22 protein-coding genes and 1 riboswitch are annotated in these 23,589 nt (G+C 72.4%); of the genes, 5 read left to right on the forward strand and 17 right to left on the reverse strand.

The genetic code is table 11. The annotated features are described in order from the left end of the window. Window positions 1–133: 133 nt before the first annotated feature. Both NX794_RS25120 and NX794_RS25125 read right to left on the reverse strand, forming a co-directional pair. Window positions 134–1,747, reverse strand: a complete 1,614-nt coding sequence (locus NX794_RS25120) for an amidohydrolase (RefSeq protein WP_258781190.1) — start codon at window positions 1,745–1,747, stop codon at window positions 134–136. Window positions 1,748–1,871: 124 nt separating this feature from the next. Then, a complete protein-coding gene (locus tag NX794_RS25125; protein WP_258781192.1) occupies window positions 1,872–2,312 on the reverse strand; it encodes an Lrp/AsnC family transcriptional regulator in 441 nt (146 codons plus the stop codon). A gap of 245 nt (window positions 2,313–2,557) precedes the next feature. Here NX794_RS25125 and NX794_RS25130 point away from each other — a divergent pair, with 245 nt between their 5' ends. Continuing rightward, window positions 2,558–2,989, forward strand: a complete 432-nt coding sequence (locus NX794_RS25130) for a hypothetical protein (RefSeq protein WP_258781193.1) — start codon at window positions 2,558–2,560, stop codon at window positions 2,987–2,989. A 419-nt stretch (window positions 2,990–3,408) separates the two neighbouring features. On the opposite strand, the gene NX794_RS25140 is transcribed toward NX794_RS25130, so the two are convergent. Next, complete coding sequence (locus NX794_RS25140; RefSeq protein ID WP_258781196.1) at window positions 3,409–4,581, reverse strand: acyl-CoA dehydrogenase family protein; 1,173 nt, start codon at window positions 4,579–4,581, stop codon at window positions 3,409–3,411. A 327-nt stretch (window positions 4,582–4,908) separates the two neighbouring features. Between NX794_RS25140 and NX794_RS25145 the strand changes: the two genes are divergently transcribed. After that, entirely contained in the window at window positions 4,909–6,153 is a 1,245-nt protein-coding gene (locus NX794_RS25145) for a glycoside hydrolase family 18 protein (RefSeq protein ID WP_258781197.1), read from the forward strand. Between the two features lie 64 nt (window positions 6,154–6,217). Here the strand turns inward: NX794_RS25145 and NX794_RS25150 are convergent, their stop codons facing one another. The 5 genes from NX794_RS25150 to NX794_RS25170 form a co-directional block, all read right to left on the reverse strand. Further along, complete coding sequence (locus tag NX794_RS25150; RefSeq protein WP_428985957.1) at window positions 6,218–6,907, reverse strand: TetR/AcrR family transcriptional regulator; 690 nt, start codon at window positions 6,905–6,907, stop codon at window positions 6,218–6,220. 107 nt (window positions 6,908–7,014) lie between these two features. Further along, window positions 7,015–7,155, reverse strand: a complete 141-nt coding sequence (locus tag NX794_RS25155; RefSeq protein WP_258781199.1) for an SCO1431 family membrane protein — start codon at window positions 7,153–7,155, stop codon at window positions 7,015–7,017. A 106-nt stretch (window positions 7,156–7,261) separates the two neighbouring features. Continuing rightward, on the reverse strand, window positions 7,262–8,623 hold the full coding sequence (locus NX794_RS25160; RefSeq protein ID WP_258781200.1) for a C39 family peptidase: 1,362 nt from the start codon (window positions 8,621–8,623) through the stop codon (window positions 7,262–7,264). Between the two features lie 254 nt (window positions 8,624–8,877). Continuing rightward, window positions 8,878–10,419 (reverse strand): amino acid permease, encoded by a 1,542-nt coding sequence (locus NX794_RS25165; RefSeq protein WP_258781201.1) that lies wholly within the window; start codon window positions 10,417–10,419, stop codon window positions 8,878–8,880. 52 nt (window positions 10,420–10,471) lie between these two features. Beyond that, the gene (locus NX794_RS25170) at window positions 10,472–11,428 is read right to left on the reverse strand and encodes a hypothetical protein (RefSeq protein ID WP_258781203.1); all 957 of its coding nucleotides are present in this window, start codon (window positions 11,426–11,428) and stop codon (window positions 10,472–10,474) included. Between the two features lie 259 nt (window positions 11,429–11,687). On the opposite strand from NX794_RS25170, the gene NX794_RS25175 reads away from it, so the two are divergent. Together NX794_RS25175 and NX794_RS25180 are read left to right on the forward strand one after the other, a co-directional pair. After that, the gene (locus NX794_RS25175; RefSeq protein WP_258781292.1) at window positions 11,688–12,281 is read left to right on the forward strand and encodes a uridine kinase family protein; all 594 of its coding nucleotides are present in this window, start codon (window positions 11,688–11,690) and stop codon (window positions 12,279–12,281) included. Window positions 12,282–12,735: 454 nt separating this feature from the next. Continuing rightward, the gene (locus NX794_RS25180) at window positions 12,736–14,598 is read left to right on the forward strand and encodes an AAA family ATPase (protein WP_258781204.1); all 1,863 of its coding nucleotides are present in this window, start codon (window positions 12,736–12,738) and stop codon (window positions 14,596–14,598) included. A gap of 60 nt (window positions 14,599–14,658) precedes the next feature. Here NX794_RS25180 and NX794_RS25185 read toward each other — a convergent pair whose 3' ends face one another. The 9 genes from NX794_RS25185 to NX794_RS25225 form a co-directional block, all read right to left on the reverse strand. Then, window positions 14,659–15,747 (reverse strand): hemolysin family protein, encoded by a 1,089-nt coding sequence (locus tag NX794_RS25185; RefSeq protein WP_258781206.1) that lies wholly within the window; start codon window positions 15,745–15,747, stop codon window positions 14,659–14,661. After that, window positions 15,744–17,078: a hemolysin family protein gene (locus tag NX794_RS25190; protein WP_258781208.1), complete on the reverse strand. Its 1,335-nt coding sequence runs from the start codon at window positions 17,076–17,078 to the stop codon at window positions 15,744–15,746. The genes NX794_RS25185 and NX794_RS25190 overlap by 4 nt, the downstream gene beginning before the upstream one ends. 203 nt (window positions 17,079–17,281) lie before the next feature. After that, window positions 17,282–17,743, reverse strand: coding sequence for a PH domain-containing protein (locus NX794_RS25195; RefSeq protein WP_258781209.1), 462 nt, complete (start codon window positions 17,741–17,743; stop codon window positions 17,282–17,284). Window positions 17,744–17,758: 15 nt separating this feature from the next. Further along, on the reverse strand, window positions 17,759–18,607 hold the full coding sequence (hisG, locus tag NX794_RS25200; protein WP_258781211.1) for an ATP phosphoribosyltransferase: 849 nt from the start codon (window positions 18,605–18,607) through the stop codon (window positions 17,759–17,761). 53 nt (window positions 18,608–18,660) lie between these two features. Continuing rightward, entirely contained in the window at window positions 18,661–18,933 is a 273-nt protein-coding gene (locus NX794_RS25205) for a phosphoribosyl-ATP diphosphatase (protein ID WP_258781212.1), read from the reverse strand. A 35-nt stretch (window positions 18,934–18,968) separates the two neighbouring features. After that, entirely contained in the window at window positions 18,969–19,454 is a 486-nt protein-coding gene (ribH, locus tag NX794_RS25210) for a 6,7-dimethyl-8-ribityllumazine synthase (protein ID WP_258781214.1), read from the reverse strand. Window positions 19,455–19,493: 39 nt separating this feature from the next. Beyond that, entirely contained in the window at window positions 19,494–20,804 is a 1,311-nt protein-coding gene (locus NX794_RS25215) for a bifunctional 3,4-dihydroxy-2-butanone-4-phosphate synthase/GTP cyclohydrolase II (protein ID WP_258781215.1), read from the reverse strand. Next, window positions 20,801–21,442, reverse strand: a complete 642-nt coding sequence (gene pnuC, locus NX794_RS25220) for a nicotinamide riboside transporter PnuC (protein WP_258781216.1) — start codon at window positions 21,440–21,442, stop codon at window positions 20,801–20,803. The genes NX794_RS25215 and pnuC overlap by 4 nt, the downstream gene beginning before the upstream one ends. Further along, on the reverse strand, window positions 21,439–22,047 hold the full coding sequence (locus NX794_RS25225; protein WP_258781218.1) for a riboflavin synthase: 609 nt from the start codon (window positions 22,045–22,047) through the stop codon (window positions 21,439–21,441). Before NX794_RS25225 ends, pnuC begins: the two co-directional genes overlap by 4 nt. A 158-nt stretch (window positions 22,048–22,205) precedes the next feature. After that, a riboswitch (FMN riboswitch) is annotated at window positions 22,206–22,336 on the reverse strand. 281 nt (window positions 22,337–22,617) lie between these two features. Here NX794_RS25225 and NX794_RS25230 point away from each other — a divergent pair. Then, window positions 22,618–23,508: an RNA polymerase sigma-70 factor gene (locus tag NX794_RS25230; protein WP_258781219.1), complete on the forward strand. Its 891-nt coding sequence runs from the start codon at window positions 22,618–22,620 to the stop codon at window positions 23,506–23,508. Window positions 23,509–23,589 lie beyond the last annotated feature (81 nt).

The raw sequence follows: 23,589 nt of genomic DNA on the forward strand, positions 1-23,589 counted from the left end.
CGGCCCCCGGCCGCCGACTGTCAACAGCCTCCTGACCTGTATGAACAGTGCGTCGGGCGGGATGATCGCAAAGGATGCGCAGGTCGGGCGACGGGGCGGCCGGGAGGGACGGCCGCCGCGCCACCCCGGGAGATCACTCGCCCGGCCGTACGAACACCGCCCGTCCGCCGACCACGGTGCGCAGGCAGACCGGCAGCTCACGGCCGGGGCTGAGATCGGGCAGGCCGGGGGTGCCGGAGCGGGGGTCGGTCGACCAGCGGGCCACCCGGTCGTCGGGCGCCTGCACGACCAGCTCGTCGGTGCGCCAGACGGCGTAGTCGGCGGGGGCGCCGGGGACCAGGACGCCCGCGTCGTCCCGGCCGACGGCCCGCCAGCCGCCGCGGGTGTGGGCGGTGAAGGCGGCGCGCACGGAGATCCGGTGCTCGGGCGTGTGGTGGAAGGCGGCGGCGCGGACCGTGCCCCAGGGGTCGAGCGGGGTGACGGGGCTGTCGGAGCCGAAGGCGAGGGGCACGCCGGCCCGCAGCAGGGCCGCGTAGGGATTCAGGGCGCGGGCCCGCTCGGCGCCCAGCCGGCGCGCGTACATGCCGTCCTCGCCGCCCCACAGCGCGTCGAAGGCGGGCTGCACGGACGCGATCAGGCCCAGCTCGGCGAAGGCGGCGACGGTCTCGGGGGTGAGCATCTCGGCGTGCTCGACGCGGTGCCGGGCGGCACGGATCCGGGCCAGGCCCAGCTTGTCGGCGGCGGCGCGCACGCCCTCGACCACGGCGGTCACGGCGGCGTCGCCGATGGCGTGGAAGCCGGCCTGGAGGCCCGCCTCGGTGCAGGCGACGACATGGGCGGCGACGGCGTCCGCGTCGAGGTAGGCGGTTCCGGTGTGCCCGGCGTCGGCGTACGGCTCGTGCAGGCAGGCGGTGTGCGAGCCGAGGGCGCCGTCCGCGAACAGGTCGCCCGCCGCGCCCGCCGCGCCCAGCTCGCGGGCCTTGTCGACGTTCTGTTCGGCCCAGTAGCCGACGACCCGCGGGCCGCGGAGGGTGCCGGCGAGTTTCAGCAGGGCGGTGAAGTCGTCCTCGGAGGAGATCCGCGGGCCGCCGCACTCGTGCACCGTGCCGATGCCGAGGGCGGCGGCCCGGACGAGGGCGGTGCGCTGGGCCTCGGCGCGCTGGGCGGGGGTGATGGCGGCGAGCGCGGCCTCGCGCACGGTGTGGTGGGCGTCCGCGGTGAGCGGGGCGTCCTCGCGCGGCAGGTCGGCGGGGATCAGGTCCAGCAGGGCGGTGGTGACCACCGCCGAGTGCACGTCGATCCGGGACAGGTACAGGGGCCGGCCGCCGGTGGCCTCGTCCAGCTCCGCGCGGGTGGGCGGCCGGCCGCCGGGCCAGCGGGCGGCGTCCCAGCCGTGGCCGAGCAGGACCCGGTCGGCGGGGCGGGCGGCGGCGAACGCGCGGACCCGGGCGAGGGCCGCCTCCAGGGAGGGCGCGCCGGACAGGTCGAGGCCGGTCAGCGCGAGACCGGTGGCGGTGGTGTGCACATGGGCGTCGGTGAAGGCCGGCGTGACCAGGGCGCCGTCGAGGTCGATCACCTCGTCCACGCCGTCGGCGAAGGCGTCGGCCGCCCCCTCGGAGCCGACCCAGGCGACTTGGCCGCGTTCGATCACCATGGCGGTGGCGAAGGGGTCGGCGGGGCTGTGCACCTCACCGCGGCGCAGCAGGACGGTCGTGCGGGGCTCGGGCTCGGCGGTGCGGTCGCTCATAGGCGACAGTTTCCCTCGCGCCCGGCGCGCTGCCGCACCCGGGCCCACTCCCCCTGCCCCCGGCGCAGCGTCGCACCCGGGCCCGCCCGAAGCGCGCCCGGCGTTCAGATAGCACGCCCGGCGTTCAGATCCGGGGCGGGCGTGCCTCGTACGGCGTCGAGAGGGCGACCGTGGTGCGGGTGGAGACCCCGGCGAGGGAGCGCACCCGGGCCAGCAGTTCCTCCAGTTCGTGCGGGGTGGCCACGCGCACCTTGAGGATGTAGTTCTCGTCGCCGGCGACGCTGTGGCAGGCCTCGATCTCGGGGACGTCGGCGAGCCGGTCCGCGATGTCGTCGGGGGCGCTGGGGTCGAAGGGTTTCACCGAGATGAACGCGGTGAGCGGCAGCCCCACGGCCTCCGGGTCGACCACCGCGGTGTACCCGCGGATGACGCCACGCTGTTCGAGCCGGCGCACCCGCTGGTGCACGGCCGACGTGGACAGGCCCGTGGCCTTGCCCAGGTCTGTGTAGCTCATCCGCCCGTCCTTGACGAGCAGCTGCACGATCTGACGGTCCAGCTCCTCCATGGCGCCAAAACCTACCGTGCGGTTGATCTCCGCGGATAGCCGAGAGCGCAGGTCATGGCCGGTTCGCCGGGAACGGCCCCGTGACAGGCCCTGATCCGGCACTCCGGGCGGCTCATGTGACGAACGCCACACGATTCGGACGCGCTGCGTGAAGTCCTCGGGATTACCCCCCGGACCCGGCGGGAAGTGCTTGCTGTGGTCGAGGCCGCAGTGCCTTCTCGGCCCAGCCTTAGGGGGAGAATCCCATGCAGAGTGTCAAGCGCCCTGGTCGATCCGCGTCCAAGAGGCAGCAGCCGGTCGTCGAGCCCGAACCGGAGGGCGTCGAACCCGACGCCCTCGACGACGAGTCGGACGCCTACGACACCTTCGAGATGTACCGGGTGATCTGCCCGGACTGCGCCCAGCCGATCGCGCTGCTGGCGGACGAGGAGATCCTGCCGGAGCACGCGCTGTGCGCCTCGCCGTGGAACCCGTTCGGGCTCACGGTGTGTGCGGGCACGGGGCGCCCGGCGGCCCAGGCCCGCCCCGCGGACGCGTCCATGGCACCGCAGGAGCGGGACACCGCCCTGCTGCTGACGCTCCCCCAGGGTCTCGACTGGCGGACGCAGCCCTTCTCGCACGTCGGTGGCCCGGCTTCGCGCCCGATGCGCGTCCCGGAGATGCGCCGGGCCGCCTGAGCCCGCCTCGCACACCCCTCGTCTTCCGCCCCGCGCCCTGGCCCACGGCTGCCGTGGCGCGGGACCGGCGCGTCCGGACCACCTCAAGGACCGTCCCACGAAGGCGAGTTGACGCCCCGTCGGGTGCGTGACAGCCGACGGGTACGACCGTGAACTGACGCCCGATTCCGGTGGCCGGTGACCTGCCCGGCCGTCCCCGCGTTGACCAGGCGTGACCCCCACGTACCCGGCGACCGGGCGTCAGCGCCGCATCTTCGTCCCGCGCCCCGCAGAATCGGTTCCGCCGCCGCCCGCGCCGCAGGACCCACCCATCTACCGGGACCTCGTGCGGACCTGGTCCGACCGGGGCCGCGCCCTGCCGGGCCGCCACGACCCGGAGTGGGTCGGGGCGGCGGCCCCGACGGTCCGCTCGGGCCAGTTCAGCGACCCTCCGGTCCCGCCACGTGACGGGCGATGACCATCCGCTGGATCTGGTTGGTGCCCTCGACGATCTGGAGCACCTTGGCCTCGCGCATGTAGCGCTCGGCGGGGAAGTCGGCGGTGTAGCCGTAGCCGCCGAGTATCTGCACGGCGTCCGTCGTGACCTGCATGGCCGTGTCGGTGCAGTGCAGCTTGGCCATGGCGGCCTGCTTGGCGAACGGCCGGCCCGCGTCGCGCAGCCGGGCGGCGGCCAGGTAGAGCGCGCGGCCGGCCTCGATCCGGGTGGCCATGTCGGCGATCATGAAGCGCAGGCCCTGGAAGTCCGCGATGGGCCGGCCGAACTGCCGGCGCTGGGTGGCGTAGCCGACCGCCTCGTCCAGCGCGGCCTGGGCGACGCCGACGGCGCAGGCGGCGATGCCGAGCCGGCCGGAGTCCAGGGCGGCCAGGGCGATGGTGAAGCCCTGCCCCTCCTCGCCGATGCGCCGCTCGTCGGGCACGCGGACGCCGTCGAGGTGGACCTGGGCGGTGGGTGAGCCCTTCATGCCCATCTTCTTCTCCGGCGGCGCGGCGCTCAGGCCGGGGGTGTCGCCGGGCACGAGGAAGGCGGTGATGCCGCGCGGGCCGTCCTCGCCGGTGCGGGCCAGCACGGTGTAGAAGTCGGCGACGCCGCCGTGCGTGATCCATGCCTTGGTGCCGTCGATCACCCAGCCGTCGCCGTCCCGGACGGCCTTGGTGCGCAGAGAGGCCGCGTCGGAGCCGGAGGAGGGCTCGGAGAGGCAGTAGGCGCCGAGCAGGCCGCCGCCGAGCATCGCGGGCAGGCGCTCGACCTGCTGTTCCTTGCTGCCGAAGCCGGCGAGCGCGTGGCAGGCCAGGGTGTGGACGCTGACGCCGAGGCCCACGGTGAGCCGGGCCGCGGCCAGCTCCTCCAGCACCTGGAGGTAGACCTCGTAGGGCTGGTCGCCGCCGCCGTACTCGGCGTCATAGGGCAGGCCGAGCAGGCCGGACTCGGAGAGCAGGGTGAAGACCTCGCGCGGGAAGCGGCCCGCGTCCTCCTCCGCGGCGGCCCCGGGCGCTATCTCGCGCTGGGCGATCTCCCGGACGAGCGCGAGGAGGTCCCGCGCCTCCTCCGTCGGCAGTTGACGCTCCACCGGCTGCGGGTCGCGGTCGGACATGGCGTCGCTCTCCTCCCTGTTCGGGCACGGGCGGCCCGGCCCGTGAGGGTGGGGGCGGCTCCGCCTGATGGCCGCCGAAGGCGCCCGCTTCCGGGTCTCGGAAGCTGCTGACCAGCGGCTGTGCGCTGTGAGTATGCCCGATCCGGGGCCTGTCGTCACCAGTTAACGACCGCTTACTTCAAGAATCCACCCGGGCGCTGCCTGCCCGCCGAGATTGGTCCGAACCATTGACCTACTGGTCTAGTCCTCCTAGGGTGCATGACCAACGCTTTACCGCGTTCATGCCAATCGGCGCGCGTTCCCCCACCCCCACGAGGAGCCACCCCGATGCACCTCCCCCACCGCCCCCGCGCCCGCTTCCGGGCGCTCGTGGCCGCCGCGTGTACCGCCGTGCTCGGCGCCGGACTCCTGGCCGGCGCGGGCACCGCCACCGCCACCGCGGCGGCACCGGCCGCCCCGCAGGTCAAGGCCGGCTCCAAGGTCGTCGGCTACTTCACCGAATGGGGCACCTACGACCGCAAGTACTACGTCAAGAACATCGAGACCTCGGGCTCCGCCGCCAAGCTGACCCACATCAACTACGCGTTCGGCAACGTCACCGGCGGCAAGTGCGCGATGGGCGACTCCTACGCCGCCACCGATCGCGCCTACACGGCCGCCGAGTCGGTGGACGGCGTCGCCGACACCTGGGACCAGCCGCTGCGCGGCAACTTCAACCAGTTGCTGAAGCTGAAGAAGAAGCACCCGGGTCTGAAGGTGCTGTGGTCCTTCGGCGGCTGGACCTGGTCCAGCGGTTTCGGCGAGGCGGCGAAGAACCCGGCCGCCTTCGCCCAGTCCTGCTACGACCTGGTGAAGAACTCCAAGTGGGCGGGCGTCTTCGACGGCATCGACATCGACTGGGAGTACCCGAACGCCTGCGGCAACACCTGCGACACCAGCGGCCGGGACGCCTTCCGGAAGGTGCTGGCCGCGCTGCGCGCGAAGTTCGGCGCCGGCAGCCTGGTGACCGCCGCGATCACCGCGGACGCCACGAGCGGCGGCAAGATCGACGCGGCCGACTACGCGGGCGCCGCCCAGTACGTCGACTGGTACAACCCGATGACGTACGACTACTTCGGCGCCTGGGACGCGGCCGGCCCGACGGCACCGCACTCCCCGCTGACCTCCTACGCGGGCATCCCCAAGGCGGACTACACCACCTCGGCGACCGTCGCCAGGCTCAAGGGCCTCGGCATCCCCGCCGCGAAGCTGCTGCTGGGCATCGGCTTCTACGGCCGCGGCTGGACCGGTGTCACCCAGGCGGCGCCCGGCGGCACCGCGACCGGCCCGGCGGCCGGCACCTACGAGCAGGGCATCGACGACTACAAGGTCCTCAGGACCAAGTGCCCGGCGACCGGCACGGTGGGCGGCACCGCCTACGCCAAGTGCGGGAGCGACTGGTGGAGCTACGACACCCCGGCGACCATCGCCACGAAGATGACGTACAAGAACCAGCAGGGGCTCGGCGGCACCTTCTTCTGGGAGCTGAGCGGCGACACCGCGAACGGTGAGCTGATCAAGGCCATCAACTGAGGGAACCCACGGGGGGCGAGGGAGCGGAGGACCACGAGCCTCCGCTCCCTCGTGCGTTCACCGGTCAGACGCCGCGGCGGGCCGGCGACGGGGCCGGGTGGGACGGGTCCAGCTCCGCCACGGCCCGCAGGGCGCCGCCGAGGGTCTTCACCAGCAGATCGGCCATCGCGGCCCGGGGCAGCTCGGGGCGGGAGATCCAGTCCAGGGTGGCGCCCTCCACGCCGCACACCCAGGACAGCAGGCCCATCCGGGCGAGCGGGGAGATGTCGGCGCGGCCGTAGGCGCCCTCGGCGATGACGGCGACGATGGCCGCGCGCACCCCGTCCCGGATGGCGTGCACCTCGGCGTCGAAGCCCACGCCCCCGCTGACGATGGTGCGGTAGGCGGCCTGGTGGTGCTCGGCGTAGCGCAGATAGCCGTCGACGGTGCGGTGCACGCGGTCGACGGCGGAGAGTTCGAGGCCGCCGGAGGCGAAGGAGACCAGGTCCGCCACGGAGTCCTGGATGATCGCCAGGTAATAGCCGCGCTTGGAGCGGAAGTAGTAGTAGATCAGCCCCTTGGCGACCCGCGCCTGCCGGGCGATGTCGTCCATGGACAGCGCGTCGTAGGACGTGTCGGCGAACAGCCCCCGGCCGATGGCGATGAGGTCCGCGCGGCGTGTCGCCGAGCGCTCGGTGCCGCGCGCTCGCGCGGGGGTCGCTCCCGGGGCGGGGGCGGCGGCTCGCGCGACGGCGGTGGCGCGCTGCTGAGGCATGTTCAATTTCGACCCTGGTCTGGGAGTCGGCGGGACTCCCGCAGTATGTCAGAACATGAACATGTCGGGCAGGGGGCCCGGGAGCGGAGCGGGCCCGGACCTCCGGGTCAGAGCAGACCGAGCTGGGTGACGAGCATCGCGATCACCACGACGAGGGTCCAGCCCATGACGTGTTCGAGGATCTCGGGGCCGTCTTCCTGGGGGCCGCCGGTGCGGACGCGGGTGGCGGTGGCCGGGTGTGCGGTCATGGTTGCTCACAGAGGTCGGACGTACACAAGGGACTCCCCCGCCCATCCGTCCACCATGCCACCCGCGTCGGCGTGCGCGGCGGAGACCTTGCTCACACGGGCCGGTTCAGCGCACCCCCACCGCCGCGAGGGCCGTGCGCTGGCGCGTGGTCGGCTCGGCCGGGAAGTACAGGTAGCAGACTCCCCCGGAGCCCGAGGAGACCCCGCCGGAGGCGTTGTACCGCTTGGTCCTGAGCCAGATGTTCTCGAACTCCCGGCGCGGGTAGACCCGGCGCACCGCGTCGTCGCTCGGCGAGGCCGGGTCGTTGGCGATCACGTCGCCGTCCGCCGTGAACCCGATCACGGTCATGAGGTGGCCGGCGGTGCCGTAGCCGGCGCCGGTCAGCTCGGTCTTGAGGAAGGACTGGGACGTGATGGCCGGGATGCCGGCCGCGACCAGTGTCTCCAGGTCGGTCAGCGAGGCGAGCCGGGTGACCACGCTCCGCAGGCCCGGGTAGGTGGCCGCGTAGGCGGCGTTGAAGGGCCAGTTGCCGCAGCCCTCGTACTGGTAGTCGTAGGTGTAGCGGGCGGCATGGCAGACCGCCGGGTCGGCGTACGAGGGGTCGACCCAGGACAGCTGCCCGGGGGTGGGCCGGGCACCCCAGTACTCGATGATCATCTGCGAGGAGGTGGGGCTGCACCACGCCTCGCCGCCGTTGTCGTACTGCGGGTACTGGCCCTTGTGGATCTCCTGGGAGTAGCGCGGCACGGCGAGTTCCTGGGCGAGGCCGGGGGTGGAGGCCGGGACGGTGAACCGGTCGGGGATGTCGGAGCCCATCGCGCCGAGCCGCCAGACGGTCGGCGTGAGCCGCGTGCCCGGCTTCCGGTACAGGGTCAGGCGCAGCCGGTACGACGCCACGCGCAGACCGGTGCTCGCGTCGTCGACGGCGAGGGTGTCGGTCCAGACGCTGCTTCTGCCGTCGCTCTGGCCGTCCACCGAGGTCCGCCTGATGTCCTGGTCGCCAAAGGCCCAGCGGCCCATCACGTACCAGGGGGTGTCGGTGCCGTCGGAGTAGGTGCCGCGCAGCTCGGCCTGGAGCCAGGTGCCGTCGGGGGTGTGCGCGTTCCAGGAGGCGATGACCTCGGTGGCGGGCACGGTGAGGCGGTGTGCCGGGGAGGTCCAGGTGCCGTACTCCCACGTGGCGGTGGTGCAGGTGTGCGGGTCGGTGTAGTCGGTGCGGCCGGCCGGGGTGCCGATCTCCAGGCCGGGGCGGGCGCCCGGGACGGCCCGGGTGCCCTGGGCTGCGCCCGAGCGCCACTCGGCGTACGTGGTCCAGGCGTGGTAGTCGACGGGGCGGGCCGGCGTCCGGCCCGAGGAGTGGGCGGGCCGCCGTGTCGCGGCCGTCGCGGGGGCCGCGGTGCCGGTCACCGCGGCGGCGACGGCGACGGCCAGCACGGTTCTGCGGGAGGGCTGTTCGGCTCTGCTCATGGGCGCGCTTACCCCCAGGGTGTGTCCGTGTCGGGACGGGTCCGGTGCAGGGTTCGCGCCCACTATGGATCACGTGCCGGGGCCCGGCCAGCACTTCGGCGCACGCGGCGCGATGATTATTGGTTCGGACCGGTGGCGGCGGTACGGACGGGTGGTGCCCCGGGGCCGTGCGGGTGAGCGGAGGCGGAAGTGCGGACCGGGCGGCCCCGCGAGGCTGGGGGCCGCCCGGTCCTGTGGTCGGTGATCGGGACGGGTCAGATCAGGTCCATGGCCGCCACCTCGTCGGGGCGGCCGTAGCTGACCGGGCCCTGGAAGCGGCGGCGGGCCGTGGTGAACCACCAGACCGTGGCGATCAGCAGGACCGCGGCCAGGGCGATGGGGGCGTAGTTGAAGGAGTCGACCGTGATCGGGGAGGCCTGCGGGAGCATGAAGAGGATGCTGCTCAGGAAGATCCAGACGACGGCGAGCCAGCCGATCGGGCGGCCCCAGCGCCCGAGGTGCCAGGGGCCGGGCTGGAACGCGTTCCCGAGGCGCAGGCGCAGGAAGATCGGGACGGCGTAGGCGAGGAAGAGGCCGACCACGTTGACGCTGACGATGGCCGTGAACGCCGTGTGGGACCACCAGCCGGGCACGACCAGCGCGAGCGAGCAGCCGACGGCGAGCCACACGGCCTTCACCGGGGTGCGGGTGCGCGGGGAGACGGAGTGCCACCAGCGGGAGCCGGGCATGGCGCCGTCCCGGGAGAAGGCGAAGATCTGCCGGGTGTTGCTGGTGAGGTTGGCGAGGCCGCAGAAGAGCATCGCGCCGATGACGATGAGCAGCATGACCTTGGCGACGCCGAGCCCGAGCCCGTCGATCAGGATCTGGACGGGCGGCGTACCCGCTCCCGCCACCTTGGCGTAGTCGCTGATGCTGTAGACCAATGCGAGTATCAGGATCAGCCCGGTGATCGCGGAATAGCCGATGGCACGGATGATCCCCTTCGGCGCGTTGACCGTCGCGCCGACCGTTTCCTCGGACATGTGGAAGCTGCCGTCGAACCCGGTGAACGTCCAGCTGGTGACCAGCAGGCCGAGCATGCCGCCGTAAAGTCCGCTTGTGAAGCCGGTGTTGTTCTCGAAATGCGTCACGAAGGACGCCGGCTGGTGCTGATCGGGCATCACTATGAGTGCGCCCACGATCACGACGAGTCCGATCAGCAGCCACCACACGGAAATGCGGTTCAGTACGGCGACGAGCTGCACGGTGAAGGTGTTGGCGAGGCCCTGGAGCGCGATGATCACCGCCGTGATCGCCACCGTCTGGTGCGCGGTCGCCTGGTAGGAGGGCCACTGCAACTGGGCGAACGCCTGGATGAAGGTGGCCGCCGCGTAGCCGGTCGCCGCGGTGCCGCCGATCTGGCCCACGAAGTTCAGCCAGCCCGTGTACCACGACCAGGCGCCCTTGTGCCGCTTCGCGAGTTTACCGGCGGAGAAATACAGGGCACCGCTCGTCGGATAGGCGGAGGCGACCTCGCCCATGGCCGCCCCGATGAGCAGCACCATGACGGAGACGCCTATCCAGCCGAACACGAGAATACGCGGGCCACCCGCGTTCATACCGAATCCGAAGGACGAGAAAATTCCCGAGAGGATATTGATGATGGTGAAGGAGATCGCGAAATTGTCGAATGCCTTGAAACGGCGGGTGAGTTTTCGCGGATAGCCCATCGCGTGCAGGGTGGCGTCGTCGTCGAGCACGACCGTCTCTCCGCCCGCGCGGGCCTTCGCGCGGTGCGTCGATATCCGTTCCGACACGGCTTTGCCTTTCTGTCGATGGGGACTTGTGGGAGGTTCCCGGGGCGGGGGGTCAGGCGGGCCCCGGGACGGGCAGCCCGCAGGCACGCCGGGCCCGGGAGAGCTGTTCGACGGGGTCGCCGAAGGCGCTCCAGGGCATGCGCGAGGCGTAGGGACCCATCGCCGCGAACACCGCCCGGGCCTCGAACTCGCGTCGGCCCATGACCAGCGCGTGCGCGAGGTAGGCCAGGTCGAGCACCGGGGTGAAGCGGTAACCGGCCACGGCGGGAAGCCAGTTGTGGTAGATCGCCAGGGCGGTGGACCGCCACTGGGGCTGCTCCCAGACCCGGTCGGCCAGCAGCTGGGTCGGGTTGTAGCTCTCCACCAGGGCGACCAGGGGCAGCAGCCGCAGGGCGGAGTCGGCGGGCGCCCGCTGGCTGAGGAAGGCGGCCACGTCCCAGGCCGCGTTGACCGAGCCGCCGTGCCGGGCGAAGAAGCAGGACAGGAACCGGTGATGGGCCTCGCGGTGCCACGGGTCCAGGGACAGCACGTGTGCGAACAGCCGCCAGGGGCCGGGCGGGGCGGTGAGCAGGCCGTGCGGCGCCGGGTCGCGCAGCCGGTGCAGCCGGGCCATGGACAGCTTGGCGACCCAGGGGGTGGGGTCCTCGGGGGCCTGGGCGGCGGCGCGGTCGCACGCGGTCAGCGCTATCCGCTCCAGCGCCTCGGCCCGCTCGTCCCGGGCGTCGGCGGCCCGCAGCGCCCGCTGCACCGCGACCCGCGCCCACATCAGCGCCGCCTCGGGCGACGGCTCCTCGGCCAGCCAGCGTTCCACCAGATCGGTGCCGGCCGCCTCGGAGGCGATCACCAGCGAGCGGTGGGCGCGCAGCGCGAAGTCGGCGCGCGTCTCGACGAGCGCCTCGTGGGCGTGCCGATAACGTCCGGCGCGCACATCGACGCAAACGCTGGCCAGCACGCGGTCATCGGCCGCCGGATGCCATACATAGTGCCCCTCGAATAACTCAGCGGCCATGTCCACCCGCCCTGTCCCCGTTTCGACGTGTCGCGGTTGCGCAGGAGGCACCTTACTCAGCGGAAGGCGCACCGGGAACGCGGAATTCGACATATCGGTCAAGCGATTCGGATTGTTCATTCCGCTCGATTGGCCAGTTGACAGCCAGGGGTTCACATCCCGGCGGCCGTGGTCCGTGCGCCCGGTTCCGCCGCCGCAGCCCGCCACTAGACTGTTTCCGGAAAGCCTCGCCCACCCGCACCACACATCGGGAATCGTCATTCGCGACCTCGCCGCCCGGCTGCGCGGGCTTCCCCCCTCCCTGGGGCCGGTCCGGCTGGTCGCCGTCGACGGGCACGCCGGCTCCGGGAAGTCCACCTTCACCGGGCGTCTGGCCGGCGCGCTCGGCGGGGCCCCGGTGCTGCACCTCGACGACATCGCCAGCCACGAGCGGCTCTTCGACTGGACCGACCGCTTCCTGACCCGGGTGGCCGAGCCCCTCTCGCGTGGTGAGACCGCGCACTACCGCCCCTACGACTGGGGCGCCCGCGTCTTCGGACCGCCCCGCCCGCTGCCGCTCGCGCCCGTGGTGCTGGTCGAGGGCGTGGGGGCGGGACGCCGGGAACTGCGGCCGTTCCTGGCGGAGCTGCTGTGGATGGAGTTGCCGGCGTCCCGGTCCTGGGCGCGGGGCCGGGCGCGGGACGGGGCGGCGCAACGGCGGTTCTGGGACGGCTGGGTCGAGGCGGAGCGCGCGCACTTCGCCGCCGATCCTTCGCGCCCCCACGCCGGTCTGCTGGTGCGGGAGAAATCCGAGGGGTACGAGGTGCTGCCGGGGCCGGCGCGGCCCGCTGGACCGGACCAAGTCGCTACGTAGGGTGAGGGGTCGTGGGCAATGTGGTGAAGTGGTGAAGATCGACCCGGGGGAACTTCCCCGAGTGCCTCAACTTCGCTTGACCGAGGGCCCGTACAGGTCTTACGTTTCCCATGTGCGGCGATGTGAAGCCGCCCCCCAGACGCGAAGCCCCCGGTTGTTCCCCCGTGACCGGGGGCTTCGTTCTGCCCACGGCCCACTTCTTGGGGCCCCGGCGCACCGGTCCGATCACCGTCGGTCACGAACGTGAGTGCGCCCCGTCTGCTCCTACCTCGGTAAACGGCCCCTGCGGCACCCTTCGGCAGGCGGTCGCCCCACGGGTACGATGCCCTCGGAGCGCCCGTCGAGGCTGCCTGGCGCACCGGCAACTCCGGTCCGCGGCACAGCGGTTCGACCGCGGCGGCCGTCGGGCGACTGCCCGGCGGTGAACCACGGGGGCACGGTCTGTGGGGGGACGATGGACTTCGGCACGCAGGGCCCCGAGGCCCCGGCCGACCTCGCCTGGCTGCGGGGTGTGGACGCCTACACGATGGGCGCCTACCCGCAGGCCGAGGAGGAGTTCCGCACCGCGGTGCGGATGGACCCGGGGATGGCGGACGCCTGGCTCGGGCTGCACGCGCTGCGCGTCGACACGACGACCGCCCTGCTGCGGATGTCCCGGCACCGCGAGCGGTTCGGCGAGCAGCGTGCCCGGCACCGTAGACCGCTCAACTCCTGGTACTGGCTGGGCTGGTGGGTGCAGCCGGTGCTGGAGAGCCCGCGTGATCTGCTGCTGGCGCACGCCTCGCACTGGCTGGACGGCCGGCACGTGCCCGAACTGGACCGGGCGCTCGCCGGGCTGCCCCCGGTCGACACCGATCCGCAGGTGCGCTTCCTGCACGCCTGCCGGGCCTACCTGGTCAAGGACTGGGACCAGCTCGTCCGGCACACCGACCCCCTGCTGGACGACCCGCTGCTCGGCATCGAGGCCGGGCTGTTCGGCGGCATGGCGCGGGTGCGGCTGGAGATGTACGGGCAGGCGGAACCGCTGCTGGCGGCGGCGCTGATGCGGTGCCGCAGCGAGCAGCCGCAGCGCAAGGAGCTGCGGTACTGGCTGGCCCGCGCGCACGAGGGCACCGGACGGTCGGCCGCCGCGCTCCCGCTGTACCGGGCGGTGCACCGGGTGGACCCGGCGTTCATGGACACCTCGGCGCGGCTGGCCGCGATCGCCGAGGGCGACGGGTACGAGGACGCGGCCGGCTTCGCCGCGATCACCCTGACCGGGGCCGGTCTCGACGCCGTGGACGGGATGGACGGGTTCGATCCCATCTTCGGTACGGAGGGGCGTGATCTGCGGCTGCCTGATCCCGATCTGCCGACCGGCCCGCTGCCGTCGGTGGGCGATCCGGCGGTGCGGACGAAGACGGGTGTGCCCGTCTCGCCGATCCCGGCGGGGCCGACCGATCCGGAGCTGCTGGAGGAGGCCCTGGCCGAGCTGGAGCGGATGGTGGGGCTCGAACCGGTCAAGCGGCAGGTGAAGGCGTTGTCCGCGCAGCTGAACATGGCGCGGCTGCGGACCGGGCAGGGGCTGCCGGTACAGCCGCCCAAGCGGCACTTCGTCTTCTCCGGCCCCTCCGGAACGGGCAAGACCACCGTGGCGCGGATCCTCGGCCGGGTGTTCTACGCGCTGGGGCTGCTCGGCGGCGACCACCTGGTGGAGGCGCAGCGGGCCGACCTGGTCGGGGAGTATCTCGGGCAGACCGCGGTGAAGGCCAACGAGCTGATCGACTCCGCGATCGGCGGGGTGCTGTTCGTGGACGAGGCGTACTCCCTGTCCAACTCCGGGTACGGCAAGGGCGACGCCTACGGGGACGAGGCCCTTCAGGTGCTGCTGAAGCGTGCCGAGGACAACCGGGATCACCTGGTGGTCATCCTGGCGGGGTATCCGGAGGGCATGGACCGGCTGCTCGCGGCGAACCCCGGGCTGTCCTCGCGGTTCACCAGCCGGGTCGACTTCCCCTCCTACCGGCCGCAGGAACTGACCGAGATCGGCAAGGTGCTCGCGGCCGAGAACGGGGACGGCTGGGACGGGGAGGCCCTGGAGGAACTGCGGTCCATCGCCGGGCACGTGGTCGAGCAGGGGTGGATCGACGAGCTGGGCAACGGCCGGTTCCTGCGGACGCTGTACGAGAAGAGCTGCGCCTACCGGGACCTGCGGCTGTCGGCGTATCCGGGGGCGCTGTCCCGGGAGGACCTGGCGACCCTGCGGCTGCCGGACCTGATGCAGGCCTACGGGGAGGTGCTGTCGGGGCGGGGGCCGCAGGATCCGTCGCCGTCCTAAACCGCCCTAAAGGTGTGGGAAGCCGCGCGCGGCTTCCCACACCCCTAGGCGACAGCAGAGCTAGGTCGCCAGTGCCTGTTCCGGGTCTCCGCTGAGTCTCGGCTCGGTCAGTTTCAGGTCGGCCGGGAGGCGGTGGGCCGGGTCGCGGACCTCGCCGACCAGGAGTTCGAGGGCGTCCTCCAGGGCGACCAGGCCCAGTACGCGCCCGGAGGCGTCGGCGACCTGGGCCAGGTGGGTCGCCGCCCGGCGCATCACCGTCAGCGCGTCGTCGAGCGGCAGTTCCGCGCGCAGTGTCGTCATCGGACGCCACACGTGCTGCGGGACCGCGCGCGCGGAGTCCTCCAGGTCGAGGACGTCCTTGACGTGGACGTATCCCATGAAGGGGCCCTTCTCCGTCGCCGCGACCGGGAAGCGGGAGTAGCCCGTGCGGGCGGTGAGCCGCACAATCTCCCCCGGGGTGACCGACGGGTCCACCGTCACCAGGGACTCCCGGCGCAGCAGTACGTCCGTCACCGGGCGGGAGCCCAGCTCCAGGGCGTCCTCCAGGCGCTCCCGCTCCTCGGCGTCGAGCAGCCCGGCCTGGCCGGAGTCCTCCAGCAGGCGGTTGAGCTGCTCGCTGGTGACGACGGCCTCCACCTCGTCCTTCGGCTCGACCCGGAACAGCCGCAGGATGCCCTGCGCGCAGGCGCCGAGGGAGACGGTGATCGGCCTGCACAGCCGGGCGAAGTAGACGAGCCCCGGGCTGAGCCAGAGCGCCGCCTTCTCCGGTGCCGCCATCGCGAGGTTCTTCGGCACCATCTCGCCGATGACGAGGTGGAAGAAGACCACGGCGGCCAGGGCGATGACGTACCCCAGGGGGTGGATCACGCCGTGCGGCAGGTGGATCCACTCGAACAGCGGTTCCAGCAGGCGGGCCACCGTCGGTTCGGCGACCGCGCCCAGCGTCAGCGAGCAGACGGTGATGCCGAACTGGGCCGCAGCCATCATCTGCGGCAGCCGCTCCAGGCCGTACAGGACCTGCCGGGCCCGCGCGGTGCCCAGCGGCTCGATCTGGCTGCGGCGGACGGAGACCAGCGCGAACTCGGCGCCGACGAAGAAGCCGTTGGCGAGCACGAGCAGCGCGGCGAAGAGCAGTTGGAGGACGCTCATCGGACCGCCTCCATGACGTTGACCGCGGCGGCCGTCCTGACCAGGCGGACCCGCTCGGCGCGGTAGTGGCCGACCTGGCGGACCGAGAGCCGCCAGCCGGGCAGCTCGGCCCGGTCGCCGGGGGCGGGGATCCGGCCGAGCAGGTCGGCGACGAGGCCGGCGACCGTCTCGTACGGACCCTCGGGCACGTCGAGGCCTATCCGCAGCAGGACGTCGACCCGGCAGCTGCCGTCGGCGTCCCAGGCGGGCCTGCCGTCCTCGGGCGGGGCGGCGGCCAGTTCGGGTGTGTCCTTGGCGTCGTGCTCGTCGCGGACCTCGCCGACGAGTTCCTCGACGATGTCCTCCAGGGTGACGACGCCCGCCGTGCCGCCGTACTCGTCGACGACGACCGCGATGGGCTGCTCGCTGCGCAGCCGGGCCAGCAGCGGCCGGACGGGCAGCGACTCGGGCACGAGGAGTGCCTTGCGGGCGATCCGGCCGACCGGGGTGCGCAGCCGGTCGTGCGCGGAGACCGCCAGCGCGTCCTTGAGGTGGACCATGCCGACGACCTCGTCGATCTTCTCCCGGTACACGGGGAAGCGGGACAGGCCGGTGGCCCGGGTGAGGTTCACCACGTCCTCGGCGGTGGCCGAGTCCTGGAGGGCGCTGACCTTCACGCGCGGGGTCATGACGTGCTGCGCGGTCAGGTCGCCCAGGGAGAGGGTGCGGACGAACAGGTCGGCCGTGTCCTGTTCCAGCGCGCCGGCCTGCGCGGAGTGCCGGGCCAGGGAGACCAGCTCGCCCGGGGTGCGGGCGGAGGCCAGCTCCTCGGCGGGTTCGACGCCGAGGGCGCGGACCAGCCGGTTGGCGACCGTGTTGAGCGCGGCGATCACCGGCCGGAACAGCCGGGAGAAGTGGTGCTGCGGGCCGGCCACGAACCGGGCGACCTGGAGCGGCTTGGAGACGGCCCAGTTCTTGGGTACGAGCTCGCCGATCACCATCTGGATCGCGGAGGCCAGCAGCATGCCGACGACCACGGCGACCCCGCCGGCGGCGCCCTCGGGGATGCCGAGCGCGCCGAACGGGCCGCGCAGCAGCCCGGCCAGGGCCGGTTCGGCGAGCATGCCGACGACCAGGGAGGTGATGGTGATGCCGAGCTGGGTGCCGGAGAGCTGGAAGGACAACTCCTTGAGCGACTCCACGACCCGGACGGCGCGCCGGTCGCCGTCGGCGGCGGCCTGCTCGGCCTCCGGGCGCTCGACGGTCACCAGGCCGAACTCAGCGGCCACGAAGAAGCCGTTGGCCAGGATCAGCAGGAAGGCCGCTCCGAGGAGCAGCAGGGGGGTGGTCACGATGCCACCGCCTTCCCGGACTTCCGGGTCGGGGTGGCGCGGGTACTACAGGACGATCCGTCCATCGCTGGAGGGAGTCACTCCTCGGGTAGCAGGAACCCCTGGGCGCCGGGCGGCGCGCAGGGGCGGAGGCACAGCGAAAAGGCCTCCGCTCACCAGATTAATCAAGACAGGGCGCGTGCGGGCAGGGCCGGGACCCCGAGTCAGCCCTGATCTTGCTCCGGGCGGCCGTCGGCGTGGGCCTCCGCGAGCGCCCGCAGGGCCCGGGCGTCGGCGATGGCGCGCTGCTTGGCGATACCGGGCTGGATGCCCAGCGCGGGCAGGCTGGTGCCGTCGGTGAGGTTCAGGAACACCCAGGGATCCCCCGGACGGAGGTTCACCTGGACGATCTCGGCCCACTCCAGGCGCCGCCGGCTGGCGATGTTGACGACGGTCACACCGGTGTCGTCGGCGACCACCTTCACCCGGGCGAGCTGGGCCAGCACCCAGAAGATGAGCGCCCCGGTGACGACGAAGGTGAGCCGCTCCCCCGGGCCCAGCTCCAGCAGCAGCGCGATCCCGGAGATGACCAGGAAGATCGCGACACCGGCGGTGAGCAGGACGGCCCGGGTGTGGCCCGGCCGGAAGGTGACGGGAAGACGGGGCAGGTCGAACGTCTCGGGCATCTCGGTGCGTGTCCCTCAGAGGCGGCAGGCGTGGATGGCCGTGGTCAGGATGGCGCGGGCGCCGATGGCGTAGAGGTCGTCCATGATCCGCTGCGCCTCCTTGGCCGGGACCATGGCGCGCACGGCGACCCAGCCCTCGTTGTGCAGCGGGGAGACGGTCGGGGACTCCAGGCCGGGAGTGAGCGCGACGGCCTTCTCCAGCTGCTCCACCCGGCAGTCGTAGTCCATCATCACGTACGTCCGCGCGACCAGGACGCCCTGGAGCCGGCGCAGGAACTGCTGGACCTTCGGCTCCTCACCGTCGGCGCCGGTACGGCGGACGACGATGGCCTCGGACTTCATGATCGGCTCGCCGAAGACCTCAAGGCCCGCGTTGCGCAGGCTGGTGCCGGTCTCCACGACATCGGCGATGACCTCGGCGACGCCCAGCTCGATGGCGGTCTCGACGGCGCCGTCCAGGTGGACCACGGAGGCGTCGACGCCCTGGTCCGCGAGGTGGGCGGCGACGATCCCCTCGTAGGAGGTGGCGACGGTCTTGCCCTTGAGGTCCTCGATGCCGCTCGCGGTGCCGGGCTTGCCGGCGAAGCGGAAGGTGGAGCGGGCGAAGCCGAGCGCCAGGATCTCCTCGGCGTCGGCGCCGGAGTCGATCAGCAGGTCACGGCCGGTGATGCCGATGTCGAGGCGGCCGGAGGAGACGTAGATCGCGATGTCGCGGGGGCGGAGGTAGAACAGCTCGACCTCGTTCTCCGGGTCGACGACGCGCAGTTCCTTGGTCTCGCGGCGCTGCTGGTAGCCGGCCTCATGCAGCATGTCCGCCGCAGGGCCGGAGAGTGAACCCTTGTTGGGGACGGCGATGCGCAGCATGAGGTCGGCTTCCTTTGCGTGACGGGGTTTCTACGGCAGGTGCGTACGGAGGGTCAGAGGTGGGCGTAGACGTCGTCCAGGGAGATCCCGCGGGCGACCATCATCACCTGGACGTGGTACAGCAGCTGGGAGATCTCCTCGGCCGCCGCCTCCTTGCCCTCGTACTCGGCGGCCATCCAGACCTCGGCGGCCTCCTCGACGACCTTCTTGCCGATGGCATGGACGCCCTTGCCGACCAGCTCTGCGGTGCGGGAGGTGGCGTGGTCGCCCTGGGCGGCCTTCTGCTGCAGCTCGGTGAAGAGCTGCTCGAACGTCTTCTTGGACATGGTGCGCCCCACCCTAGCCGTTTGTGGTGGCCGACCTAATGCCAGGGTTCGGATACGGAACGGAGCGTGGCCGCGGTCGCGACGGCCGCGGTCACCGCCTCGTGGCCCTTGTCCTCGTGCGAGCCCTCGATACCGGCCCGGTCCAGGGCCTGTTCCTCGGTGTCGCAGGTGAGCACGCCGAAGCCGACGGGGACGCCGGTCTCGACGGAGACCTGGGTGAGGCCCTGGGTGACGCCCTGGCACACGTACTCGAAGTGGGGGGTGCCGCCGCGGATGACGACGCCGAGGGCCACGATCGCGTCGTAGCCGCGGCCGGCCAGGACCTTGGCCGCGACCGGCAGCTCGAAGCTGCCGGGGACGCGGATCAGGGTGGGCTCGTCGATGCCGAGGTCACGCAGGGCGCGCAGGGCGCCGTTCACCAGGCCGTCCATCACCTGCTCGTGCCACTGCGCCGCGATGACGGCGACCCTGAGGTCGCTGACGTTGCGTACGGACAGCTCCGGTGCACCCTTGCCGCTCACGTTTCTCCTTAGTGCCTTGTTGCCTTGTTACTTTGTCGCTTACTGGTTTCCGCAGGACGCGGACGTAGCCGGGGAGGCCGGTGCCGGGGGCGTGTCCAGCCAGGGCAGGTCATGGCCCATCCGGTCCCGCTTGGTGCGCAGATACCCCAGGTTGTGCTCGCCGGCCTGGACGGGCATCGCCACCCGGCCGGTGACCCGCAGGCCGTGGCCGAGCAGCGCCTCGGTCTTGTCGGGATTGTTGGTCATGAGCCGGACGCTGCGCACGCCGAGGTCGGCGAGGATCCGGGCGCCGGCGCCGTAGTCCCGGGCGTCGGCGGGCAGGCCGAGTTCGAGGTTGGCGTCCAGGGTGTCGTGGCCCTGTTCCTGGAGGGCGTAGGCGCGCAGCTTGGACAGCAGGCCGATGCCGCGTCCCTCGTGTCCGCGCAGGTAGACGACGACGCCCCGGTCCTCCTGCTGGATCCGCTCCAGGGCGGTGTCGAGCTGGGGGCCGCAGTCGCAGCGCAGGGAGCCGAAGACGTCGCCGGTGAGGCATTCGGAGTGGACGCGGACCAGGACGTCCTCGCCGTCGCCGAGGTCGCCGTGCACGAGGGCGACGTGTTCCACGCCGTCGACGGTGGAGCGGTAGCCGTGGGCGGTGAAGACGCCGTGCCGGGTGGGCAGGCGGGTCTCGGCCTCGCGGCGGACGGTGGGCTCGCTGCTGCGGCGGTAGGCGATCAGGTCCTCGATGGAGATGATCGTCAGGCCGTGCTTGCGGGCGAACGGGATCAGTTCGGGCAGGCGGAGCATCCGGCCGTCCTCGCCGGCGATCTCCACGATGGCGCCGGCCGGCCGCAGGCCGGCGAGCCGGGCGAGGTCGACGGCGGCCTCGGTGTGGCCGTCGCGGACGAGGACGCCGCCGGCGCGGGCGCGCAGCGGGAAGACGTGGCCGGGCCGGACGAAGTCGACGGGCTCGGCGGTGCCGCTCGCGAGCAGTCGCAGCGTGGTGGCGCGGTCGGCGGCGGAGATGCCGGTGGTCACGCCGTGCGCGGCAGCGGCGTCGACGGAGACGGTGAAGGCCGTCTTCATCGACTCGGTGTTGTCGTCGACCATCTGCGGCAGCCGGAGCCGGTCCAGTTCGGCACCCTCCATGGGGGCGCAGATCAGGCCCCGGCACTCGCTCATCATGAAGGCGATGATCTCGGGGGTCGCCTTCTCGGCGGCGATGACGAGGTCGCCCTCGTTCTCCCGGTCCTCGTCGTCCACGACGACGATCGGGCGGCCGGCCGCGATGTCGGCGATGGCCTGTTCGACGGGGTCGAGGCCGAAGTGCTCGATGGCGTCGGTGTCGTATCGGAGCGGTGCCGAGGTCATGCCGGGGCTCCTTCCAGGGTGGGCCGCGGGTTCCGGCGGGAGCGCAGCCACCAGTCGCGCATGCCCCACAGGACGAGCGCGCCGTAGATGACGTAGACGAATCCGGAGAAGGCGTAGCCGTTGGCGAAGTTGAGGGGGACGCCGACGACGTCGACGAGCAGCCAGGCGAACCAGAACTCGACCATGCCCTTGGCCTGCGCGTACATGGCGACGACGGTGCCGACGAAGATGTACGCGTCCGGCCAGGGGTCCCAGGACAGGCTGGGGTAGGCCGTGAAGAGCAGGGCGACGGCGACGGTGCCGACGGCGGCGCCGCCGAGCATCGCCGCGCGCTCGCGCCAGGTGGCGAAGCGGGGCGCGATATGGCCGTCGGTGCCGCGGTTCCTGTCGCGCCGCCACTGCCACCAGCCGTACAGGGCGACGGCCATGACGACGACCTGCTTGCCCGCGCTGCCGGCGAGGTGGCCGTAGAAGGCGGCGAACAGGACGAGGCCGGAGAGGAACTGCACGGGCCAGGTCAGCAGGGAGCGGCGCCAGCCGAGGGCCAGGGTGATCAGGCCGAGGATGTTGCCGGTCATGTCGGACCAGATGATGTGCTGGCCGAAGAGGGTGAAGGCCTCGGAGTTCATCCAGTTCACCGGCCGGCCCTCCGCGCGCGGTCGCCGAGCAGGCTCTCGACGTACTTGGCGATGACGTCGACCTCCAGGTTGACCGGGTCGCCGGGCTGCTTCACGCCGAGCGTGGTCAGGGCGAGGGTGGTCGGGATGAGGCTGACGGTGAAGTGGTCGGGGCCGGCGTCCACGACGGTGAGGCTGATGCCGTCGACCGTGATGGAGCCCTTCTCCACGACGTACCGGGCGAGGTCGGCGGGGAGGGAGATCCTGACGAGTTCCCAGTGCTCGGAGGGCGTGCGCGCCAGCACCTGTCCGGTGCCGTCCACGTGGCCCTGCACGATGTGTCCGCCGAGGCGCGCGCCGACGGCGGTGGGGCGCTCCAGGTTGACGCGGGAGCCTACGGTGAGCGCGCCCAGGCTGGAGCGCTTCAGCGTCTCGGCCATGACGTCGGCGGTGAACTCGCCGTCCCCGTGCTCCACGACGGTGAGACAGACCCCGTTCACGGCGATGGAGTCGCCGTGCTGCGCGCCCTCGGTCACGACGGGGCCGCGGAGCCGGAAGCGGGAGGCGTCGCCGAGATTCTCGACGGCGGTGACCTCACCCAGCTCTTCGACGATTCCGGTGAACACTTCCCGGGTCCTCCTGCCTCGTGGGGCACGGACTCCGGGGCCTGTCGATGACGACAGAATGAACGGGTGGACACACCGGGGGCGTCGCCGAAGGAGGACCCGCCCGGATATGGACGTGTCCCGCGATACGGCGGCGCGCACACGGATGTGCTCGCCCGCCGCGCACTGCCTCCCATCCGGACTTTAACCGTCGGTCCAGGAATTTCACCTGGTCAACCGGCCGCTGGAAGCGACCGGGTCGCGGACTGTAACCGCCGGTTCGGACTTTCACCGACCCCGGAGTGCGCTGCTTCTGGTACAGGGCCAGTGTGCCACGCCCGCCACTCACCCCGACAGGCGAGCGGTGTGGGCTCGCTCACAGTGCGTGGCGCCGAACTTGCGCGCCGCAGCGGCCGGGGTCAACCCAGCCGTCCCGGGCGAGCGTTGGTCCCGGTCCGGACCATTGACCTTAATGGTCTAGTCCTTTTAGGGTGCGGACGGGCCCGGTGGCGGTGACGACGGCCCTTGCCCGCCGCCGGGCCGCCCAGGACCGCGGGCGGCGCCGCGCCGCCCTTCTGGCAGGGTGAGCGCATGGAATCCGCCCTGCCCGCAGACGAGTTCGAGGCCCACCGGGGCAGGCTGTTCGGCCTGGCCTACCGGCTGCTCGGCTCCGCCACGGAGGCCGAGGACGCCGTCCAGGACGCGTATCTGCGGTTCGCCGGCGCCGACCGCGCGGTGATCGAACGCCCCGGGGCCTGGCTCGCGAAGGCCGTCACCAACCTCTGCCTGAACCGGCTCACCTCGGCCCGCGCCCGGCGCGAGCGGTACGTCGGACCCTGGCTGCCGGAGCCGGTGGCGACCGCCGACGACACCCTCGGGCCCCTGGAGTCCGCCGAGCGGCGCGAGCAGGTCTCGATGGCGATGCTGCTGCTCCTGGAACGGCTGACCCCGGCGGAGCGCGCGGTGTACGTGCTGCGCGAGGCCTTCGGGTACGGCCACCGGGAGATCGCGGACGTCCTCGGGCTGACCGAGGCCAACTCCCGTCAGCTGTACCGGCGGGCGGCGGCCCGGGTGGCGGTGCCCGAGGGCCGTTTCGAGGCGGCCCCGGAGCGCCGGGAGGCCCTGGTCGCGTCGTTCGTCTCGGCTGCCCGCGAGGGTGACGTCGCCGCTCTGGAGCGGCTGCTGGCGGCGGACGTGACCTGGTGGAGCGACGGGGGCGGCAAGGTCAGCGCGGCCCTGCGGCCGATCGAGGGCCGGGAGAAGGTGCTGCGTTTCCTGGCAGGGGTCGCACAACGGCACGCGGTCGGTGTGGAGCTCTCGTCGGCGGAGCTGAACGGCACGCCGGCGCTGGTCATGTGGGCGGGCGGGACGCTGCTGGGCGTCGCCGCGTTCGAGACGGCGGACGGGCTGATCACCCAGGTGCGGTGCGTGATGAACCCGGACAAGCTGGACTTCGTACGACGGCAGCTCGCGCCCGCCTGAGAGACCGTCCGCCAGAGCTGTCACGTTTCCGGGGTGCTGTGCGGTCACCGCTGCCGAAAGGTGCTCGACGGAACGGAGACA

Source organism: Streptomyces pyxinicus (assembly GCF_024753135.1).
Taxonomy (GTDB): domain Bacteria; phylum Actinomycetota; class Actinomycetes; order Streptomycetales; family Streptomycetaceae; genus Streptomyces; species Streptomyces pyxinicus.

Bases quoted from the DNA above. Each gene is read 5' to 3' on its own strand.
- NX794_RS25120 (WP_258781190.1), bottom strand. From the start codon at position 1,747: ATGAGCGACCGCACCGCCGAGCCCGAGCCCCGCACGACCGTCCTGCTG.
- NX794_RS25125 (WP_258781192.1), bottom strand. From the start codon at position 2,312: ATGGAGGAGCTGGACCGTCAGATCGTGCAGCTGCTCGTCAAGGACGGG.
- NX794_RS25130 (WP_258781193.1), top strand. From the start codon at position 2,558: ATGCAGAGTGTCAAGCGCCCTGGTCGATCCGCGTCCAAGAGGCAGCAG.
- NX794_RS25140 (WP_258781196.1), bottom strand. From the start codon at position 4,581: ATGTCCGACCGCGACCCGCAGCCGGTGGAGCGTCAACTGCCGACGGAG.
- NX794_RS25145 (WP_258781197.1), top strand. From the start codon at position 4,909: ATGCACCTCCCCCACCGCCCCCGCGCCCGCTTCCGGGCGCTCGTGGCC.
- NX794_RS25150 (WP_428985957.1), bottom strand. From the start codon at position 6,907: ATGCCTCAGCAGCGCGCCACCGCCGTCGCGCGAGCCGCCGCCCCCGCC.
- NX794_RS25155 (WP_258781199.1), bottom strand. From the start codon at position 7,155: ATGACCGCACACCCGGCCACCGCCACCCGCGTCCGCACCGGCGGCCCC.
- NX794_RS25160 (WP_258781200.1), bottom strand. From the start codon at position 8,623: ATGAGCAGAGCCGAACAGCCCTCCCGCAGAACCGTGCTGGCCGTCGCC.
- NX794_RS25170 (WP_258781203.1), bottom strand. From the start codon at position 11,428: ATGGCCGCTGAGTTATTCGAGGGGCACTATGTATGGCATCCGGCGGCC.
- NX794_RS25180 (WP_258781204.1), top strand. From the start codon at position 12,736: ATGGACTTCGGCACGCAGGGCCCCGAGGCCCCGGCCGACCTCGCCTGG.
- NX794_RS25185 (WP_258781206.1), bottom strand. From the start codon at position 15,747: ATGAGCGTCCTCCAACTGCTCTTCGCCGCGCTGCTCGTGCTCGCCAAC.
- NX794_RS25195 (WP_258781209.1), bottom strand. From the start codon at position 17,743: ATGCCCGAGACGTTCGACCTGCCCCGTCTTCCCGTCACCTTCCGGCCG.
- hisG (WP_258781211.1), bottom strand. From the start codon at position 18,607: ATGCTGCGCATCGCCGTCCCCAACAAGGGTTCACTCTCCGGCCCTGCG.
- NX794_RS25205 (WP_258781212.1), bottom strand. From the start codon at position 18,933: ATGTCCAAGAAGACGTTCGAGCAGCTCTTCACCGAGCTGCAGCAGAAG.
- NX794_RS25215 (WP_258781215.1), bottom strand. From the start codon at position 20,804: ATGACCTCGGCACCGCTCCGATACGACACCGACGCCATCGAGCACTTC.
- NX794_RS25230 (WP_258781219.1), top strand. From the start codon at position 22,618: ATGGAATCCGCCCTGCCCGCAGACGAGTTCGAGGCCCACCGGGGCAGG.